We start from the raw sequence: 17155 nt of genomic DNA, 5'->3' as shown, positions 1-17155 counted from the left end.
TCATGGCAACCCTGCACCCCGAAGAACTGGCTGCACCACTGGACCTGCTGCTGACCAGCGCCACCAAACCTTTCGCGCGCCGGATGATGCCCGACCAGGCCTGGGCCCGGATGGCCGCCAGCCTGGCCACGCAGCCCGGTACCGTGCTGGAGCGCGGCAAGGAGCTGGCCCGCGAACTCGGCAGCATCGCCGCCGGGGACTGCGATCTGGCGCCGCAGCGGGCGGACAAGCGGTTCAGCGACCCTGCGTGGCAACAGAATCCGGTGCTACACCGCATCATGCAGGGCTACCTGGCCGCGTCGGATACTGCCGAGAAGCTGTTCTCCGACGCCGATCTGGACTGGCGCGACGAAGCGCGGATGCGGTTCGTCTTCGACAACGCCATCGAGGGTCTCGCGCCCACCAACAACCCGTTGATCAGCCCGCTGGGCTGGAAGGCGATGATCGACACCGGTGGCCTCAGCGCCGTTCGCGGCCTGAAAGCCTTTGCCCGGGACATGATGTCGTCGCCGCGAGTGCCAGCCATGGTCGAGCCCGACGCCTACACCGTCGGCGAGACGGTGGCCGTCACCAAAGGCGCGGTGGTGCTGCAGACCCGGATGTTCGAGCTGATCCAGTACGCACCACAGACCCCGACGGTGCACTCGGTGCCGCTGCTGATGGTGCCGCCGGTGATCAACAAGTACTACATCATGGACATCGCCCCCGGCCGCAGCATGATCGAGTACTTCGTGCAACAGGGGCAGCAGGTCTTCGCCATCTCGTGGCGCAATCCTCAAGCACGGCACAAGGATTGGGACGTCAATGCCTACGGTGCGGCGATCATCGAGGCGATCGACGCGGTGCGGGCCATCACCGGCGCGGCCGGCACCCACCTGATGGCGAGCTGCTCCGGCGGCATCATCACCGCCATGACCGCGGCGCATCTGGCCGAGACCGGCGACGGCGACAAAGTCGCCAGCCTCACCCTGGCGGTGACGGTGCTGGATCAGGACCGGGCCGGATTCGCCTCTGCCGCAATGAGTGACCGCGCAGCGCAGGCCGCGATCGCCACGTCAGCCCGCAAGGGCTACCTGGACGGCAAGGCCATGGCCGAGATGTTCGCCTGGCTGCGACCGACCGATCTGGTCTGGCGGTACTGGGTCAACAATTACGTGCAGGGCCGCAGTCCGGCGGCGTTCGACGTGCTGTTCTGGAACGCCGACACCACCCGGATGGCGGCCGCGCTGCACCGCGACATGGTGCTGATGGGCCTGAACAATTCGCTGGTCACCCCGGGTGCCGCGAGCATGCTCGGCACGCCCGTCGACCTGTCCAAGATCACCTGCGATGCCTACGTCATCGGCGGTATCGCCGATCATATCTCACCGTGGCAGGCCACCTATCGCAGCGCGAAGTTGTTGGGCAGCAAGGACAACCGCTATGTGCTGTCGACCAGCGGCCACATCGCCGCGCTCGTCAACCCGCCGGGCAACCCGAAGGCGTCATACCGGATCGCGCAGGTGCAGGACGGGACGCCCGAGCAATGGCTCGCGGAGGCCGAAAAGTCGAGCGACTCATGGTGGCCCGACTACGTCGCATGGCTGGCAGAGCGCAGCGGTGACGACGTCGAGGCACCCAGGACGTTGGGCGCCGAAGGCTTCGTCGCCACCGGCCCGGCGCCCGGCACGTACGTGCTGCAGAAATGACCGCGACCGAGCGGTATGTGTCGGTCGGTGGTCAGCGACTGCGGGTCCGCGTTGACCGGGGCACCGACCCGAGTGCGGTCCCGCTGGTGCTGTGCAACGGCATCGGTGCCAGTCTGGAGGTGCTCGACCCCTTCGTCGAGCACCTGCCGGCCACCACGGTGATCCGGTTCGATGTACCCGGAACCGGGGGCTCGCCAACGTCGTTCGCGCCCTATGGTTTTCCCTACCTGGCCTGGGTGCTGGGCCGGACGCTGAACAAGCTGGGGTTCACCGTGGTCGATATCCTCGGCCTGTCGTGGGGTGGCGCCCTGGCCCAGCAGTTCGCGTTCCAGAACCCCCGGCGCTGCCGGCGGCTGGTGCTGGTGGCCACCGGGACCGGTGCGGTGATGATTCCCGGGCACCCTCGGGTCCTCGCGAAAATGGTTACCCCGAAACGGTTCTCGAATGCCGGCTATGCGGCGTCGATCGCCGGCGAGCTCTACGGCGGCACCGTGCGGCAGCACGGAGAGGACATCGCCAAGCTGTTCAGGCAACAGCTGCATGCCGGTTCGAAGGTCGGATACGTGCACCAGTTGTTGGCGGGTGCGGTGTGGACGAGCATCCACGCACTGCCCGCGGTTCGTCAGGAGACCCTGATCGTCGCGGGCACCGACGACCCGATCATCCCGGTGGCCAACGCCCGGATCATGAATTTCCTGATGCCGCACTCACATTTGTATCTGCACTCCGGCGGACACGTCGACCTCATCACCAATGCCGGCGAACTGGCACCGGTGATCGCCACGTTCCTCAGCGAGCCCGGGGAACGCGCCTAACCGCGAGCAGCGATCAGGCGACGACGCCCGGCGAAGGTCTGTCTCCCTCGGCGCATGCGATTTGGCGCGGTCAACGTGCCTTGACTGTCAAGGCACGTTGACCGCTCCCGGCGAGAGTTGTGTAGGGAGAGGCAGTTCAACCGGCCCGGTCACGGAACCGGCTGTGCAGCGCCTGCTTGGAAACGCCGAGAACCCTCGCTATCTCAGGCCACGTCCACCCAGCAGCTCGAGCGTGAAGGACGGCCTGGTCATAGCGCTCCTTTGCGGCAGCCAGCCCGTCACGGGCGTCGGCCAACGCACGCAAGCTGTTTCCACTGTAGAAATCGGCCAACACCGGATCGGGTTCCGGTTCACGCTCCTCGAACACGTCATCATCGGGCAAGTCGATATCGAGGCCATTGAGGGTTCGATACGCGCCCTCCTCGCCCAGGAGATCCACCAGCGCACGACGACCCAGTTCACGCATGTACGGGTCATCACTCGGTCCACCCATGCTTGTCCCCTCCCCACAGATGTTTCGGGAAGTATCCGCCCGGGCACCGACAGGTTGCGTGAACCGAGCACCTGCCTCTAGGACATGTTCGATCTGGGCCGGTCAACTGTCCTTGACCGTCAAGGCACGTTGACCGCTCCAAATCGCAGGTGCCACAGGAGAGCCGACACGCCAGTGCCCGACACACCGATAGACGCCAGTAAGGACCGCGGGCGGGTCAGTCGGGCTCAGGCGACGACGCCGCCCACGAGATGGCCGACGGCATAGGTGGCGCCCAATGCCAGGGCGCCGCCTATCACGTTGCGAGCCACCGCCTTTCCGACGGATGCGCCGCCGAGCCGGGCCGACACCACCCCGGTGATGGCCAATGCCAGGAGCACCGCGAACATGGTCACCGGAACCCGGTAGTCCGTCGGCGGCAGCAGTATCGCCACCAACGGCAACAACGCCCCGACGGTGAACGCCACCGCGGACGAGAAGGCGGCCGCCCACGGGTTCGACAAATCCCCTGGGGTGATACCCAATTCGACGACCGCGTGCGCCGCGAACGCGTTGTGATCGGTGAGTTCCTCCGCCGCCGTGCGCGCGGTCGACGGCGACAGGCCTCTGCCTTCCAGCAGACTGGCCAGTTCATCGAGTTCGGCGGCGGGGTCCTCTTTGAGCTCACGACGTTCTTTGGCCAGCAGAGCCCGTTCGGTGTCGCGCTGGGAGCTCACCGACACGTATTCGCCCAATGCCATCGACACCGCGCCGGCCACCAGTCCGGCCATACCTGCGGTGAAGATGGGCCCGCGCTCTGCCGTCGCGGCTGCGACACCGACCACGATGCCGGCGGTGGACACAATGCCGTCGTTGGCGCCGAGCACGCCGGCGCGCAACCAGTTCAGTTTCGACGCAACCGAACCCTCATGAGGCTCGGCTGCATGCGACGAGATCGCCATTCCGGCAACGCTATCCAGGTCGGCGTCGATCCGCCAGCCAATGAAGCCTTGCCAAACCTGGTCAAGATTCGATGTTCTTCAGCACCGCGCGGGTGCGAGCCCGTCCTTCGGCGGACGGATCGAACGTCACGCCGACGTATTCGTCGACGCCGGCGGCTTCGATCTCGGCGAGGCGATCACGCACCGTCTGCTCGTCGCCGATGATCGCGACGTCCTCCGGTCCGGCGTAGCCCTCCCGGTCGAGCATCGCGCGGTACGACGGCAGGTGCCCGTAGATCGCGAACTGCTCAGCGGCCTGCTTGCGGGCGCCGTCGACGTCGTCGGTCACCGAGACCGGAATGGCTGCCACCACCCGGACGGCGTCGGCCCGGCCGGCGTCGGCCGCCGCTTGACGCAGTGTCGGGCTGACGTGGCCCGCAAGGGTTTTCGGCCCGGTCATCCAGGTCACCGTGCCCGAGGAACGCCGTCCGGCGATCTGCAGCAGCTTCGGCCCGAGGGCGGCGATGTACACGGGCGGGGTCGGGGCACCGGGGATGATCAGCGCACCGCGGGTGGTCACCGTCTCGCCGCTCGCGTCAGCCTTCTCGCCGTTCAGCAGCGGTAGCAGACCGTCCAGGTACTCACCCAGCCTGCGCACCGGCTTGTCCCACGGGATACCCCACATGCCCTCGGTGACGGCCTGGTGCGTCATCCCCAGCCCGAGCAGCAGCCGTCCGCCCGACATCTGGCTGATGGTCAGCGCCCGCTGCGCCAGCAGCATCGGATGCTGATTCTGGATGGGCAACACGCCGGTGCCGACTTCGATGCCGTCGACTTCCCGCAGCCCGACCGTCAACACGGTGAGAAGGTCTGGCTCGTAAGGCATCTGGGCGAACCAGGCCCGACGGAAACCCTCCTCACGCAGCTGAGCGAGGTACGCGACGGTGTCATCGACGGGAGATGTGAAACCACTCAACGAACCGAAAATGCTGATCTTCACGGGATGCTCCTTGAGGCCGGTCTGGGTCACCTGTGAGTATCGAACCATGACTTCCCAGCGAGTAGTGAAGGCGGATCGCGCGTGAGTACCGACGCACCCGAGACTGCCCGACTGCAATATTTCGGCCCCAACTGGTTCGCGTCCGTAATGGGCACCGGCATCGTCGCCACCGCAGCCGCGTCGCTGCCGGTGCAGCTGCCCGGGTTGCGGGGCTTCGCCGAAGGCGTGTGGGTGATCGCCACCGCCTTGCTGGTGCTGCTGATCGTCGCGGTGTCGGTGCAGTGGGTCCGCCACCCCAAGGTGGCTCGCGGCCAGGTGCGCAATCCGCAGATGACGCACTTCTACGGCGCGGCACCGATGGCACTGATGACCGTCGGCCTCGGCGCCCTGCTGATCGGCAAGGACCTGATCGGCACGCGCTTCGCTGTCGACCTCGACTGGGTGCTGTGGACCGCGGGCACCATCGGCGGCCTGTTCACCGCGATGACCATCCCGTTCCTGATGTTCACGCAGCTGGAGGTCGGGCCGGACGCCGCGTTCGGCGGCTGGCTGATGCCCGTCGTGCCCCCGATGGTGTCGGCGGCGTCGGGCGCGCTGCTGCTGCCGCATCTGGAGCCCGGCACCGCCCGCACGACGATGTTCTACGGCTGCTTCGCGATGTTCGGGCTGTCACTGATCGCGGCGCTGATCATCATCACGATGATCTGGAGCCGGCTGGCGCACTACGGCACCTCGGGCTCCGCGCGCGTGCCGACGTTGTGGATCGTGCTGGGCCCGTTGGGGCAGGGCATCACCGCGGCGGGGTTGCTGGGAACCGCGGCGGCCTCGGCCATCAGCCCCGAGCTGGCGGCGGGCATGAACATCTTCGCCGTGCTGTTCGGCGTCCCCGTGTGGGGCTTCGCGGTGCTGTGGATCAGCCTGGCCAGCGCGCTGACCGTGCGGACCATGCGGCGCGGCATGCCGTTCGCGCTGACGTGGTGGAGCCTGACGTTCCCCGTCGGCACCTTCGTCACCGGTACGTCGCAGCTCGCCGCGCATACCGGCCTGCCCGCGTTCCGCGTCGCCGCCGTCGTGGCATACGTCTTCCTGCTGGGGACCTGGGCACTGGTGGCGGTTCGCACTTTGCGTGGCAGTGTCGGAGGCAGCCTGTTCACCCCGCCACCTGCTCCGGCACCCATCCACAAGGACCCGAAATGAGCGACACTGCTCGGGTGTACGACCCGGTTGATCCAGCCCAGCCGCCCCGGGTCACGGTGGACCGGTTGTGGCCCAGGGGAATTCGCAAGGAAGACCCACGGGTCGGCACGTGGATGCCGCATGTCGCGCCGTCGAACGAACTGCGCACGTGGTACCACGCGCATCTGGACCAGCACGACGACTTCGCCGCCCGCTACCGCGAGGAGCTGGCTGGCTCCGACGAATTGGCCAAGCTCCGGGCGCTGGGCCCCGTCACTCTGACGACCGCGGCCAAGGACATCGCCATCAGCCACGTGCCGGTGTTGGCGGAGGTCCTGCAGCAGGACTGAGTCTCAGTGCGAGGCTTCCGACCGCGGTGCGGTCGCGAAGTCGACGAGCGCGGCACGGGCCTGCCGATCAGCGTGGCCGAGGCCGAGTTCGAACAGCGCGCACTCGACGGTCGCCCCGATCCACAGCCGGGCCGCGGTAGCCGGGGCCGGCCAGCCCAGTGCGACGAAGTCGGTGGTCAGCAGCGTCACCGTCGCCTCATTGCGCCGGGCGATCTCGTCTTGGATCGGTACCAGCGCCCGGGCTTCGAGGATGAGCGCTCGCACGCCACGCTGGTTCAGACAGGCGTCCAGATAAGTGGTGGATATCGCCGCCAACCGGTCGCGCCCCGACGGCAGGCCCGCGACGGCCTGCTGCACGTCGGTGAGTATCCGATCGTGAAACCGCCGGTGCAGCTGCACCAGGTACGCCGTGCGGTCACCGAAGTGGTGAAAGAACGTCCCCTTGGCCACCCCGGCCGCTGCGGTGATGGCATTGACGCTCAGGCTGTCCAGCCCAGTCGTCTCAGCCAGGGCGAAGCCGGTGTCCAACAGCATCTCACGGGTTCGTTCTTTGGCTGCCGCCCGCGATATTCCGGTCGTCATGACATCCTATTCGTCCCCATTGACCGACTGGTCAGCCGTGATGTTACTTGTTTTTCCTCAGATAGACGGAATTCATATTGTTCATTGACCGACCGGTCGATCAATATCTAGCATCGTGTCATGCACACAGTCGACACCCGCGCCGGAACACTCACCTACCAGGACCGCGGTGACGGCCCGGTCCTGATCCTGTTGCACGCCACGTTGCACAGTCACCACGACTTTGATGCCATTGCTCCCACGCTGGCACGCGACCACCGCGTCATCGCCGTGGACTGGCCCGGCTGCGGCGACTCGCCGCCGGCCGCGGACCCGGCGAATTTGAGTGCGCCACTGTTCGCCGACGCTCTCGAAGACCTGGTGGACCACCTCGGAGCCTCGAAGGTGGTATTGATCGGCAACTCAGTAGGCGGCTTCGCAGCCGCGCGGCTGGCGATCAACCGGCCGCAGCAGGTGGCCGGGCTGGTGCTGGTGCAGACCGGCGGTTTCATGCCGATGAATGCCGCGGTACGCCTGTTCTGCCGGACGATGGGCACGCCAACCGTGTTCAAGGCGCTCGCACCCCTGTTCACCCGGGCGTACATGAAGCCACGGACCGCACTCGACCACGAGATCGTCGATCACACCCAGGCACAAGTGCGCACGGCCGCGGGACGGCTGCAAGGAGCCGCGCTGTGGCGTAGTTTCGCCGGGCGCGATCACGATCTTCGGTCGCGTGCAAGGCACATAACCGCACCGACGCTCATCATCTGGGGGCGCCGCGACGTCGCCATCCCGCAGGCGGCCGGTCGCGCGGCCAACGCCGCAATCGCCGGCTCCGAGTTCGTGGTACTGAACACCGGCCATGTGTCGTTCTCGTCCGCACCTGACGAGTTCCTGGCCCTGACCCAACCGTTCCTGGCGACCATCCGCGAACACATCGCCTGACGCCGCACCTCGATATGAGAGTGCCCCGTGCCTCCGTCAGGTCGGGGGTCAGACGGAAGCACGAGGCACTAGGGGTATCGCTGCTGCCTCCTAGAGCGTTACACCCGAGCGTTTTGTGCACGAAAATCCGCGGCCGGCGCGAAAAATCGTGCACAAATCGCTGGTCTACGCCTCCAGGATGGCGGTGACGCCCTGCCCACCTGCGGCGCAGATGGAGATCAGGCCGCGGTAGGTTCCGGTCCCTCCGTTCGCAGCCTTCTTCTCGGCGAGCTGCTTGGCCAGCTGGGCCACGATGCGGCCGCCGGTCGCGGCGAACGGGTGACCCGCGGCCAGCGACGAGCCGTTGACGTTGAGCTTCGACCGGTCGATAGACCCGAGCGGGGCGTCCAGACCGAGGCGGCCCTTGCAGTACTCGGGCGACTCCCACGCCGCGAGCGTGGCCAGCACCACGGAGGCGAACGCCTCGTGAATCTCGTAGAAGTCGAAGTCCTGCAGCGTCAGGCCGTTGCGGGCCAGCAGCCGCGGCACGGCGTAGGTCGGAGCCATGAGCAGGCCGTCCGGGCCGTTGACGTAGTCGACGGCGGCGGTTTCGGAGTCGACGAAGTAGGCCAGCACCGGGATGTTCCGCTCGGCGGCCCACTCGTCGGTGGACAGCAGCGCCACCGACGCGCCGTCGGTCAGCGGGGTCGAGTTGCCGGCGGTCATGGTGGCGTCACCCAGCTTGACCCCGAAGACCGGCTTGAGCTTGGCCAGCTTCTCGGTCGAGGAGTCGGCGCGCAGATTGTTGTCGCGGTACAGGCCCAGGAAGGGGCTGACCAGGTCATCGAAGAAGCCGCGGTCGTAGGCAGCGGCCATGTTCTGGTGGCTGGCAGCGGCCAGGGCGTCCTGATCGGTGCGCTTGACGCCCATCTCCTTGGCGGTCTGGGCGGCGTGCTCGCCCATCGACAGGCCGGTGCGGGCCTCGCTGTTGACCGGGATCTCGACGCCGACGGCGGCCGGCAGCTTGCCGACGAGCTTGAGCCGGTCGACGTTCGACTTGGCGCGCCGCAGGCTCAGCAGCACGCGGCGCAGGTCGTTGCCGAGGGCGATGGGTGCGTCCGACGCGGTGTCCACACCACCGGCCGCGGCCACCTGGTAGCGGCCGGCAGCGATACCGTCAGCAGCCGCGATGGCCGACTGCAGGCCGGTGCCACAGGCCTGCTGCAGGTCGAACGCCGGCGTATACGGCGACAGCGAGGTGCCCAGCACACACTCGCGCATGAGATTGAAATCACGGCTGTGTTTGAGCACGGCGCCGCCGATCACCATGTCGAGCTTTTCGCCCTTGAGGTTGAAGCGGTCGATCAGACCGTCCAGGGCCGCGGTGAACATGTCCTGGTTGGAGGCGTTTGCGTACGCACCGTCGGATCGTGCGAAGGGAATGCGATTACCACCCAGGATTGCTACCCGGCGGCGGCTGTTGGTCTCGGCCACGGTTTTCTCCAGTTCGTTGGCGTTGGCTGACTGAGGCAAGATGTTGCTTGGTGCCTATATTACCCACCGTTCTTACTCTGGAGTAAGTTCGTCTCTGACAAGACGGTTCCGTCTATACGACATACGTCCGCAGAAAGGTCCGCAATGGCTGACGTCCTCTCCCAAGTTCTGACCTCCGGCCCAGGTTCGTTCCTGGCCAAACAGCTCGGCGTGCCGCAGCCCCAGCCGCTGCGCCGCTACAAGGCCGGCGAGCCGGCGCTGAACGGCCCACTGCTGATCGGCGGCGAAGGCCGCGTCGCCGAGCCGCTGCGTGCTGCCCTGGCCGACGACTACGACCTGGTCGGCAACAACGTCGGCGGCCGCTGGGCCGACTCGTTCGGTGGCCTGCTGTTCGACGCCACCGGCATCACCAAGCCCGAGCAGCTCAAGGAGCTGCACAAGTTCTTCACCCCGGTGCTGCGCAACCTGGCCGCCAACAGCCGCGTCGTGGTCGTCGGCACCACGCCCGACGAGACCGACACCATCGACGAGCGCATCGCCCAGCGCGCCCTCGAAGGCTTCACCCGGTCGCTCGGCAAGGAGCTGCAGCGCGGCGCCACCATCGGGCTGGTCTACCTGTCGGCCAAGGCCTCGCCGGCCGCGTCGGGCATCGAGTCGACCGTCCGCTTCCTGCTGTCGGGCAAGTCGGCCTACGTCGACGGCCAGGTGTTCTACGTCGGTGCCGCCGACTCCGTCGCCCCGGCGGACTGGGACAAGCCGCTGGCCGGCAAGGTCGCCCTGGTGACCGGTGCCGCCCGCGGTATCGGCGCCGAGATCGCCCGGGTGTTCGCGCGCGATGGCGCTGCCGTCGTCGCCATCGACGTGCCGCAGGCCGCCGACGCGCTCGCCGAGACCGCTGCCGCGGTCGGTGGCACAGCGCTGGCGCTGGACGTGACGGCCGACGACGCCGTCGAAAAAATTGTTGCGCACCTGGCGGAGAACTATTCGGGCATCAACGGCGGTAAGGCCGATGTGCTGGTCAACAACGCCGGCATCACCCGCGACAAGCTGCTCGCCAACATGGACGACGCCCGCTGGGACTCGGTGATCGCCGTGAACCTCCTTGCGCCGCAACGCCTTGCGCAGGGTCTGGTGGAGAACGGCACCATCGGTGAAGGCGGCCGGATCGTTGGCCTGTCGTCGATGGCCGGTATCGCCGGTAACCGCGGCCAGACCAACTACGCCGCCACCAAGGCCGGCATGATCGGCATGACCGACGCGTTCGCCCCGGTATTCGGCGAGAAGGGCGTCACCATCAACGCCGTCGCGCCGGGCTTCATCGAGACCAAGATGACCGACGCCATCCCGCTGGCCACCCGCGAGGTCGGCCGTCGGCTCAACTCGCTGTTCCAGGGCGGCCTGCCGGTCGACGTCGCCGAGCTGATCGCGTACTTCGCCAGCCCCGCGTCGAATGCCGTGACCGGCAACACGATCCGGGTCTGCGGCCAGGCCCTGCTGGGAGCGTGATGAGCGCTTGCGCGAAGAACAGGAGGCACTAGCCATGGCACAACCAAACGGTCTTTTGAACATGGCGCGGGCGGTGGCAGGTGCACTGCCGTTCGTGTCGCGCGGCTCCACCCTGCCGGCCCGCACCGTCACGGTGTCGGGCCTGACCATCGACCCGAAGAATGTTGCCGAGTACGCCGCGGTGACCGGGCTGCGGTTCGGCGACACCGTGCCGCTGACCTACCCGTTCGCGCTGACGTTCCCGACCATGATGTCGCTGGTCACCGGATTCGATTTCCCGTTCGCCGCAATGGGTTCGGTGCACATCGAGAACCACATCACCCAGTACCGGCCCATCAAGGTCACCGACAAACTGGACGTCGCGGTGCGCGCGGAGAACCTGCGCGAGCACCGCAAGGGTCTGCTGGTCGACATCATCACCGACATCAAGGTCGGCAATGATCTGGTGTGGAGCCAGGTCACCACGTTTCTGCACCAGCAGCGGACCAGCCTGTCGGGCGAGCCCAAGCCCGAGCCGGTCAAGCAGCCGAAGCTGCCGCCGCCCAACGCGGTCATCAGCATCAGCCCCGGCCAGATTCGGCACTACGCCGACATCGGCGGCGACCACAACCCGATCCACACCAGCTCCATCGGCGCCAAGCTGTTCGGCTTCCCGACCGCGATCGCGCACGGAATGTTCAGCGCCGCAGCGGTTCTGGCCAACATCGAGGGCCAGCTTCCGGACGCCGTTCGGTACTCCGTCAAGTTCGGGAAGCCCGTGCTGCTGCCGGCCAAGGTCGGGCTGTACGTCTCACAGGACGGCGACGGCTGGGAGCTCGCGCTGCGCAATCTGTCGAAGGGCTACCCGCACCTGACCGCGACGGTCACCGCGCTGTAACTCGCGAGCTGGTGCAGGGCGCTGCTCAGCGTGAAGTAGATCGCGAAGATCCAGCGATTTCTCGCGATCTACTTCACATTGGGCGGGTATCGGGCGGGAGCAGTTGGACCGACGGGCGGCCATTGCCGGCGCCGTCGGGAACGACGCGAGCCGCGACGCCGTAGACCGACGAAATCAATTCGGCAGTAAGCACTTCGGCGGGGGTACCGGCCGCCACAACCCGCCCCTTGTCGAGCACGACGAGCCGGTCGCAGAACAGTGCCGCGAGCGTGAGGTCGTGCAGCGTCACCACCGCCGTCACCGGCAGCGCACGGATGAGCGCGAGCAACTCGAACTGGTGGCGGATGTCGAGATGGTTGGTGGGTTCGTCCAGCAGCAGTTCACGGGGCTCCTGAGCGAGCGCCCGGGCAATCTGTACCCGCTGCTGTTCACCGCCGGACAGCGTCCGCCAGTCCCGGTCGCGCATGCCGGCAGTCTCGGTGTACACGAGGGCACGCTCGACGGCGCGGTTGTCGGCCTCCGTATCGCCAGACCAGATGTCGCGGTGCGGAATTCGGCCCAACCGCACAATCTGCTCGACGGTCACGTCCAACTCCGTGCCGACCTGCTGCTCGACCACCGCGATGCGTTGCGCGACGGCGCGGCGCCGATGGCCGGCCAGTGAACGTCCGGTGAGCAGGACCGCCCCACCGTCGGGATGCCGCAGTCCGGCGAGCAGGCGCAACAATGAGGACTTGCCGGCGCCGTTGGGCCCGAGCAACCCCAGCGTCTCACCGTCGGCCACCGTCAGGGACACCCCGTCGATGACGAGCCGTCCACCGGCCGACCAGCTGACCGATTCCGCCGCGATCGAGGCCGTCACCGAAACCTCCTGCGGCGAGCCAGAATCCACATGAAGATCGGCACACCGACGAGCGCCGTCACCACGCCGACCGGCAATTCCTGGGGCGCGAATACCGTGCGGGCCGCCGCGTCGACCCAGACCAGGAAGATGGCGCCGGTGATCGCGGTGACCGGCAGCAGCCGGCGGTGGGACGGCCCGACGATCATCCGAGCCGCGTGCGGCAATACCAGTCCGACGAAACCGATTGCGCCGGCCGCACTCACCAGCACGGCCGTAAGCAGCGCCGTGGTCGCCAACAAGACGGCCCGGACCCGCCGCACCGAGACACCCAACGCGGCGGCCGCGTCACGACCGAAAGCGAACGCATCCAAGGCATCTGAATGCAGCCAGCAGATCGCCAGGCAGACCGCGCAGATGAGACCGCACAGCGCCACCTGAGACCAGCCGGCCCCGGCCAGCGAGCCGAGCAGCCAGAACAGCACTCCGCGGGTCTGTTGAGCGTCGGCGGAAGAGAACACCACCAACGCCGTGGCCGCCGAAAAGAGCTGGGTACCAGCGACTCCGGCCAGCAGTACGCGGTCCTGCCCGCCGCCGGAGACGGCGGCCAGCGCCAGGACCAGAACGAACGCGATCACCGCACCGATGAAAGCACCGCCCGACAGCGTCAGCGCACCACCGATACCCGCCACCACCACCAGCACCGCTCCCGTGGATGCACCGGAGGAGATGCCCAGCATGAACGGGTCGGCCAATGGGTTGCGCATCAGCGACTGCAGGATCGCCCCGCAGATACCCAGGCCCGCACCGCAGCTGGCAGCCAGTAGCGCCCGTGGCAACCGCAGCTCCCACACGATGCCGTCGTCGATCGGTGTGATATCCGCTGGACGGCCCCAAACATGTTGCGCGACGACGGCATACACGTCGCCGAACCCGAGGTCGGCGGGCCCGATGATCATCGCCGCCGCGATCGACAGCGCCAGGACCGCGAGGCCGAGCATCACCATCCCGGTGGTGCGCACCGCCGTCAGGACTTTCCGCCCAGCCCGAACGCGCGCAGCCCGGATGCGAAGGTCTCGACGGCATCCACGTTGCGCAGCGACGGGTCCATCGCGCTGGCAGGCAGCACGATCCACCGCCGCTCCCGCACAGCCCTCAATTTGCTGGCCGCGGGGTCGGTTTCGAGGAACTTGATCTTGGCGGCGACGCTGTCACCGTCCTTGCCCCGGGTGAGATCGGCGAGGACCAGCACATCGGGATCGCGTTGCAGAATGGCCTCCCAGGAAATCTCGGGCCACAGTTGCCGGTTGTCGGCGAACGCGTTGCGCGCTCCGACGGCGGCGGTGACGATCCCGGGCGCACCGCAGCAGCCCGCGATGTATGGAGTTCTGGTACCGGCGTACCACCACATCACAGAGACGTCGTCGGCTTTGAGGCCGTTTGTCGCGGTCGCCATCCGGGTCCGCAATGTCGACACCAACTTTTCACCGCGCTCAGGAACATCGAAAACCTCGGCAAGGTCGCGGATTTCGGCGTACATGTCGTCGAGGGTCAACGCGCGCTGCTGCGCCGCGTCCTGGCCACCGCACTCGCTGGAGGACTGGTACGTCGGCACCCCGAGGCGCTCGAACCGATCCCGCGGGGCGACGCCCTGATCGGTGAACGACCAGTCGAACGTCGCGTAGACGAAGTCTGGCTTCTCCTTGAGCACCCGCTCGAACGATGGAAATTCTCGGCTCAGCACAGACACTTTGGCGTTGTCGTCGGCGAGGTCGGGCCGCACGTCGTCGCTCCAGGATGCGGTACCGGCCATGCGGTCGCTGAGCCCGAGCGCCAGGAGCAGTTCGCTGGCCGGCTGATTGATCGACACCGCACGCCGCGGTGGCGCTGTCACCGTCACCGTGCGTCCGCAGTTCTGCAACGTGACGGGATAGCCGGCCGTTCCGGCGTTGAGAGTTCCGGTCGCGCGCGGTCCGCCACATGAGCAGACCAGCGAAACAATCAGTGAGACAAGGACAATGGTACGTCGAGACACGGCGGCGCCTTCCGATCCGGGACTCGGGTCGCGGAGTCCATCCGTGGGGGGTCCTCGCACCGCCAGGCCGCGAGAGCCCGAGCCGGCAGGTCTTCGGACTCGGGATCATCCAGCCGGAGCGCCTTCCCAGCCCACATGGGGCCAGTGGCCGTTGCTCCGCCTGTCCCCCTCACCGCTGCGCGTCAGTTCCGGGTTCGCACCGGATTCCCTGACCCAACCGCGTTGGGTTCGACTGGCTCAAGCGGACCATACCAGCCGTCTCGAAACTGAGCTCATGGTCGAAGTTCGGCAGATTTTTCGAACACAAGCTCACGCTCGGCGCGCGGATCAGGACTCGGCGCGCTTGCCCTTCAGGCCGCGCCAGAACAGGTTGATCATCAGCTCGGTGGCATCGTTGACATCAGTGTCACCGGCACTCACCCGCGACGCGATGGCCTCACCCGCGCCCACCAGGGCCACGGCCATCATCTCGAAGTCGCTGTCCGGCTCCGGGTTTCGCGTACCGGTACTCAGCAGCCGGGCAACCAGGTCGATGATCTTCTCACGGCCCTCGCGCACCGTGTGGGCGAACGCCTGCGAGCTGGTGGCCTGGGTGTACAGCACGATCCAGGACGCCCGGTTGCGGTCGATGTACGTCATGAACGACAGCACCGCGTTACGCAGCAGGTCGCGCGGACTCTGGGCGAAGTTGATGTCCGCCCGGACGGTGTCGACGAAGCGGGTCAGCTCCCGATCCAGGCACGCGGCGAACAGCTCTTCCTTCGAGCCGTAATAGAGGTACAGCATCGGCTTGGAAATCTCGGCCTGCGCGGCGATCGCGTCCATCGAGGTCTCGTGATAGCCGTTCACCGAGAACATCTGCACGGCGGCGTCGAGCATCTGCTGTTCGCGGACGGCCCGCGGCAGCCGCTTGGTTCCACCTGCCATCAGATCAGGGTATTCAAAACAAGGCTCACTTCACGCATTTCGCGCCCGGCCCTTTCATGGCCGCCACCCGCAGCACCGACTTGTCGATCTGCGCCTGGTCCAGCTGCCCGGCCTGCGCGGCCGCCTCGAGCTTGTCCAGCACGTCCGGGATGCCGTCGGTGGTGATCCACAGCGCGACGTCCGCGCCGGCTTGGAGCGCCTTCAACGCCGCGTCAGCGACGCCGAAGTGCTGACTGATGGCAGCCATGCCGGTCAGATCGTCGGTGAACACGACGCCGTCGAACGGCGGGCCGCCGTACTGGCCGCTGCGCAGCAGGTCGTAGGCCGGCTTGCTGAGGCTGGCCGGGTCGTCGCCGAGGGTCAGGCCGGGCACCTGCAGGTGCCCGACCATCACGGCGACGGGCTGCTGCGTCGTCAACGTCCGGTACGGCACCAGGTCGTTGTCCTTCAGCGCCTCCAGCGGCGGCGTCTTCACGCCCCCGGTGTGCGAGTCGCCCGAGCCGTGGCCGTGACCGGGGAAGTGCTTGAGCACCGGAACCAGCCCCGCCTCGCGCAGGCCCGCGGCGTAGGCGCCGGCGTACTCGGTCACCTTCTGCGGGTCCGAGCCGAAGGAGCGGTCTCCGATCACCTCGTCATCAGCTTCTTCGGTGACGTCGGCGTCGGGCGCGAAGTCGACGGTGATGCCGAACTTGTCCTTCATCTGCTGCCCGCGGTCCTTGGCGATGGCCTGGACCTCGGCCGGGGTCTTGGTCGTCGCGAGGACGCGCGCCGACTCCTGCGGCCCGATCAGCTTCTTCAGCCGGGACACCCGGCCGCCTTCTTCGTCGATGCTGACCGCCAGCGGCAGCGCACCTGACGCGGCCTGCAGCGCACCGATGGTGCCGTCGGACAGCATGGACAGGTCCGTCCAGCTCCCGATGAAGATGCCGCCGACCTGCTGCTGAGTCACCGCGGCACGGGCATCGGCGGCATCCTTGACGCCCACCATGAGCAACTGGGCCAGCTTCTGCCGCAGCGTGAGGGTGCTGAGCAGGGCGTGCGGATCGCACGGCGGGGCGGTCGGCGCGGGGGCGTCCATGGGCTTGCTGGAGGAGGCCGTGCTCTTGGCCGGGCTGGACGTGCTGGACGCAGCAGGATGGTCGGACGACGAGGAGCAACCCGCCACCAATCCGGACACCAGTGCCAGTACGCCGAGGGTTCGGTGCAGGGACATGGGCACCGAGCCTAGTCGCGGGACGAGGGCGCCTCGGTCCCGCGATCACGTGTGAGTAGGCTGGCGAACACGGAAGCAGGCAGGTCGTCATGCTAGTTTGGGCGCCATGGACCGCTTCCTCGTGCCCGCCGGAGCCAGCATCGTGGTCGGTCTCTTGCTCGGCGCCGCAGCGGTCTTCGGCACCACGCTGATGCTGGAGCAGAACACCAAGCCGACGCTGCAATCGGGCGATCCAGCGTCATCGGTGCTCAACCGGGTCGAATACGGCAACCGCAGCTGATCCCGCGGCGCCGCTCTCCCGGCGCTGCCTATGGGTCGTCAGCGCGGCCGCA

The 17155-nt window shown here is 67.3% G+C and carries 18 protein-coding genes and 1 riboswitch; of the genes, 8 read left to right on the top strand and 10 right to left on the bottom strand.

Annotated features, from left to right (window positions below; genetic code table 11):
* Nucleotides 1-2 precede the first annotated feature (2 nt).
* Both G6N59_RS18070 and phaZ read left to right on the top strand, forming a co-directional pair.
* Nucleotides 3-1688 carry a PHA/PHB synthase family protein gene (locus tag G6N59_RS18070; protein WP_138228192.1) on the top strand — a complete coding sequence of 562 codons (1686 nt, stop codon included), beginning with the start codon at nt 3-5 and terminating at the stop codon, nt 1686-1688.
* A complete protein-coding gene (phaZ, locus tag G6N59_RS18065; protein WP_138228191.1) occupies nt 1685-2503 on the top strand; it encodes a poly(3-hydroxyalkanoate) depolymerase in 819 nt (272 codons plus the stop codon). Before G6N59_RS18070 ends, phaZ begins: the two co-directional genes overlap by 4 nt.
* 136 nt (nt 2504-2639) lie before the next feature.
* Here phaZ and G6N59_RS18060 read toward each other — a convergent pair whose 3' ends face one another.
* The 3 genes from G6N59_RS18060 to G6N59_RS18050 all read right to left on the bottom strand — a co-directional run bounded on the left by G6N59_RS18060 (nt 2640) and on the right by G6N59_RS18050 (nt 4964).
* The gene (locus G6N59_RS18060) at nt 2640-2969 is read right to left on the bottom strand and encodes a helix-turn-helix domain-containing protein (RefSeq protein WP_235678689.1); all 330 of its coding nucleotides are present in this window, start codon (nt 2967-2969) and stop codon (nt 2640-2642) included.
* 254 nt (nt 2970-3223) lie between these two features.
* Nucleotides 3224-3937: a VIT1/CCC1 transporter family protein gene (locus G6N59_RS18055; protein ID WP_138228190.1), complete on the bottom strand. Its 714-nt coding sequence runs from the start codon at nt 3935-3937 to the stop codon at nt 3224-3226.
* A 61-nt stretch (nt 3938-3998) separates the two neighbouring features.
* Nucleotides 3999-4964 carry a TIGR03564 family F420-dependent LLM class oxidoreductase gene (locus tag G6N59_RS18050; protein ID WP_179970216.1) on the bottom strand — a complete coding sequence of 322 codons (966 nt, stop codon included), beginning with the start codon at nt 4962-4964 and terminating at the stop codon, nt 3999-4001.
* 33 nt (nt 4965-4997) lie between these two features.
* Between G6N59_RS18050 and G6N59_RS18045 the strand changes: the two genes are divergently transcribed.
* Both G6N59_RS18045 and G6N59_RS18040 read left to right on the top strand, forming a co-directional pair.
* Nucleotides 4998-6113 (top strand): TDT family transporter, encoded by a 1116-nt coding sequence (locus tag G6N59_RS18045; RefSeq protein WP_138228188.1) that lies wholly within the window; start codon nt 4998-5000, stop codon nt 6111-6113.
* Nucleotides 6110-6442: a DUF488 domain-containing protein gene (locus G6N59_RS18040; protein ID WP_138228187.1), complete on the top strand. Its 333-nt coding sequence runs from the start codon at nt 6110-6112 to the stop codon at nt 6440-6442. The genes G6N59_RS18045 and G6N59_RS18040 overlap by 4 nt, the downstream gene beginning before the upstream one ends.
* Before the next feature lie 3 nt (nt 6443-6445).
* On the opposite strand, the gene G6N59_RS18035 is transcribed toward G6N59_RS18040, so the two are convergent.
* Complete coding sequence (locus tag G6N59_RS18035) at nt 6446-7024, bottom strand: TetR/AcrR family transcriptional regulator (protein ID WP_138228186.1); 579 nt, start codon at nt 7022-7024, stop codon at nt 6446-6448.
* A 120-nt stretch (nt 7025-7144) separates the two neighbouring features.
* Between G6N59_RS18035 and G6N59_RS18030 the strand changes: the two genes are divergently transcribed.
* Nucleotides 7145-7951 (top strand): alpha/beta fold hydrolase, encoded by an 807-nt coding sequence (locus G6N59_RS18030; RefSeq protein ID WP_138228185.1) that lies wholly within the window; start codon nt 7145-7147, stop codon nt 7949-7951.
* 165 nt (nt 7952-8116) lie between these two features.
* On the opposite strand, the gene G6N59_RS18025 is transcribed toward G6N59_RS18030, so the two are convergent.
* Nucleotides 8117-9424: an acetyl-CoA C-acetyltransferase gene (locus G6N59_RS18025; RefSeq protein WP_138228184.1), complete on the bottom strand. Its 1308-nt coding sequence runs from the start codon at nt 9422-9424 to the stop codon at nt 8117-8119.
* A 144-nt stretch (nt 9425-9568) separates the two neighbouring features.
* On the opposite strand from G6N59_RS18025, the gene G6N59_RS18020 reads away from it, so the two are divergent.
* Nucleotides 9569-10930, top strand: coding sequence for a 3-oxoacyl-ACP reductase (locus G6N59_RS18020; RefSeq protein WP_138228183.1), 1362 nt, complete (start codon nt 9569-9571; stop codon nt 10928-10930).
* A 34-nt stretch (nt 10931-10964) separates the two neighbouring features.
* A complete protein-coding gene (locus G6N59_RS18015; RefSeq protein ID WP_138228182.1) occupies nt 10965-11807 on the top strand; it encodes a MaoC/PaaZ C-terminal domain-containing protein in 843 nt (280 codons plus the stop codon).
* 73 nt (nt 11808-11880) lie between these two features.
* Here the strand turns inward: G6N59_RS18015 and G6N59_RS18010 are convergent, their stop codons facing one another.
* The 5 genes from G6N59_RS18010 to G6N59_RS17990 form a co-directional block, all read right to left on the bottom strand.
* A complete protein-coding gene (locus G6N59_RS18010) occupies nt 11881-12669 on the bottom strand; it encodes an ABC transporter ATP-binding protein (RefSeq protein ID WP_138228181.1) in 789 nt (262 codons plus the stop codon).
* Nucleotides 12666-13655: a FecCD family ABC transporter permease gene (locus tag G6N59_RS18005; RefSeq protein WP_163912062.1), complete on the bottom strand. Its 990-nt coding sequence runs from the start codon at nt 13653-13655 to the stop codon at nt 12666-12668. Before G6N59_RS18005 ends, G6N59_RS18010 begins: the two co-directional genes overlap by 4 nt.
* A gap of 20 nt (nt 13656-13675) precedes the next feature.
* Nucleotides 13676-14683, bottom strand: a complete 1008-nt coding sequence (locus tag G6N59_RS18000) for an ABC transporter substrate-binding protein (RefSeq protein ID WP_138228179.1) — start codon at nt 14681-14683, stop codon at nt 13676-13678.
* A 67-nt stretch (nt 14684-14750) separates the two neighbouring features.
* Nucleotides 14751-14935, bottom strand: a riboswitch (cobalamin riboswitch).
* 75 nt (nt 14936-15010) lie between these two features.
* A complete protein-coding gene (locus G6N59_RS17995; RefSeq protein WP_073697390.1) occupies nt 15011-15610 on the bottom strand; it encodes a TetR/AcrR family transcriptional regulator in 600 nt (199 codons plus the stop codon).
* Between the two features lie 25 nt (nt 15611-15635).
* Nucleotides 15636-16823, bottom strand: a complete 1188-nt coding sequence (locus tag G6N59_RS17990; protein WP_138228178.1) for a glycoside hydrolase family 3 N-terminal domain-containing protein — start codon at nt 16821-16823, stop codon at nt 15636-15638.
* Between the two features lie 106 nt (nt 16824-16929).
* On the opposite strand from G6N59_RS17990, the gene G6N59_RS17985 reads away from it, so the two are divergent.
* Nucleotides 16930-17103: a DUF2613 domain-containing protein gene (locus tag G6N59_RS17985; protein WP_138228177.1), complete on the top strand. Its 174-nt coding sequence runs from the start codon at nt 16930-16932 to the stop codon at nt 17101-17103.
* The last annotated feature ends 52 nt before the right edge of the window (nt 17104-17155 follow it).

The organism is Mycolicibacterium aubagnense, from assembly GCF_010730955.1.
Classification (GTDB): Bacteria; Actinomycetota; Actinomycetes; order Mycobacteriales; family Mycobacteriaceae; genus Mycobacterium; species Mycobacterium aubagnense.
The sequence above is the reverse complement of the archived record's forward strand: the minus strand, read 5'-3'. Positions and strand labels throughout refer to the sequence as shown.

Coding starts and splice junctions, on each gene's coding strand:
- G6N59_RS18050 (WP_179970216.1), bottom strand. CDS start 4,964: ATGGTTCGATACTCACAGGTGACCCAGACCGGCCTCAAGGAGCATCCC.
- G6N59_RS18020 (WP_138228183.1), top strand. CDS start 9,569: ATGGCTGACGTCCTCTCCCAAGTTCTGACCTCCGGCCCAGGTTCGTTC.
- G6N59_RS18040 (WP_138228187.1), top strand. CDS start 6,110: ATGAGCGACACTGCTCGGGTGTACGACCCGGTTGATCCAGCCCAGCCG.
- G6N59_RS18030 (WP_138228185.1), top strand. CDS start 7,145: ATGCACACAGTCGACACCCGCGCCGGAACACTCACCTACCAGGACCGC.
- G6N59_RS18060 (WP_235678689.1), bottom strand. CDS start 2,969: ATGCGTGAACTGGGTCGTCGTGCGCTGGTGGATCTCCTGGGCGAGGAG.
- G6N59_RS17985 (WP_138228177.1), top strand. CDS start 16,930: ATGGACCGCTTCCTCGTGCCCGCCGGAGCCAGCATCGTGGTCGGTCTC.
- G6N59_RS18035 (WP_138228186.1), bottom strand. CDS start 7,024: ATGACGACCGGAATATCGCGGGCGGCAGCCAAAGAACGAACCCGTGAG.
- G6N59_RS17995 (WP_073697390.1), bottom strand. CDS start 15,610: ATGGCAGGTGGAACCAAGCGGCTGCCGCGGGCCGTCCGCGAACAGCAG.
- G6N59_RS18070 (WP_138228192.1), top strand. CDS start 3: ATGGCAACCCTGCACCCCGAAGAACTGGCTGCACCACTGGACCTGCTG.
- G6N59_RS18055 (WP_138228190.1), bottom strand. CDS start 3,937: ATGGCGATCTCGTCGCATGCAGCCGAGCCTCATGAGGGTTCGGTTGCG.
- G6N59_RS18015 (WP_138228182.1), top strand. CDS start 10,965: ATGGCACAACCAAACGGTCTTTTGAACATGGCGCGGGCGGTGGCAGGT.
- G6N59_RS17990 (WP_138228178.1), bottom strand. CDS start 16,823: ATGTCCCTGCACCGAACCCTCGGCGTACTGGCACTGGTGTCCGGATTG.
- G6N59_RS18005 (WP_163912062.1), bottom strand. CDS start 13,655: ATGGTGATGCTCGGCCTCGCGGTCCTGGCGCTGTCGATCGCGGCGGCG.
- phaZ (WP_138228191.1), top strand. CDS start 1,685: ATGACCGCGACCGAGCGGTATGTGTCGGTCGGTGGTCAGCGACTGCGG.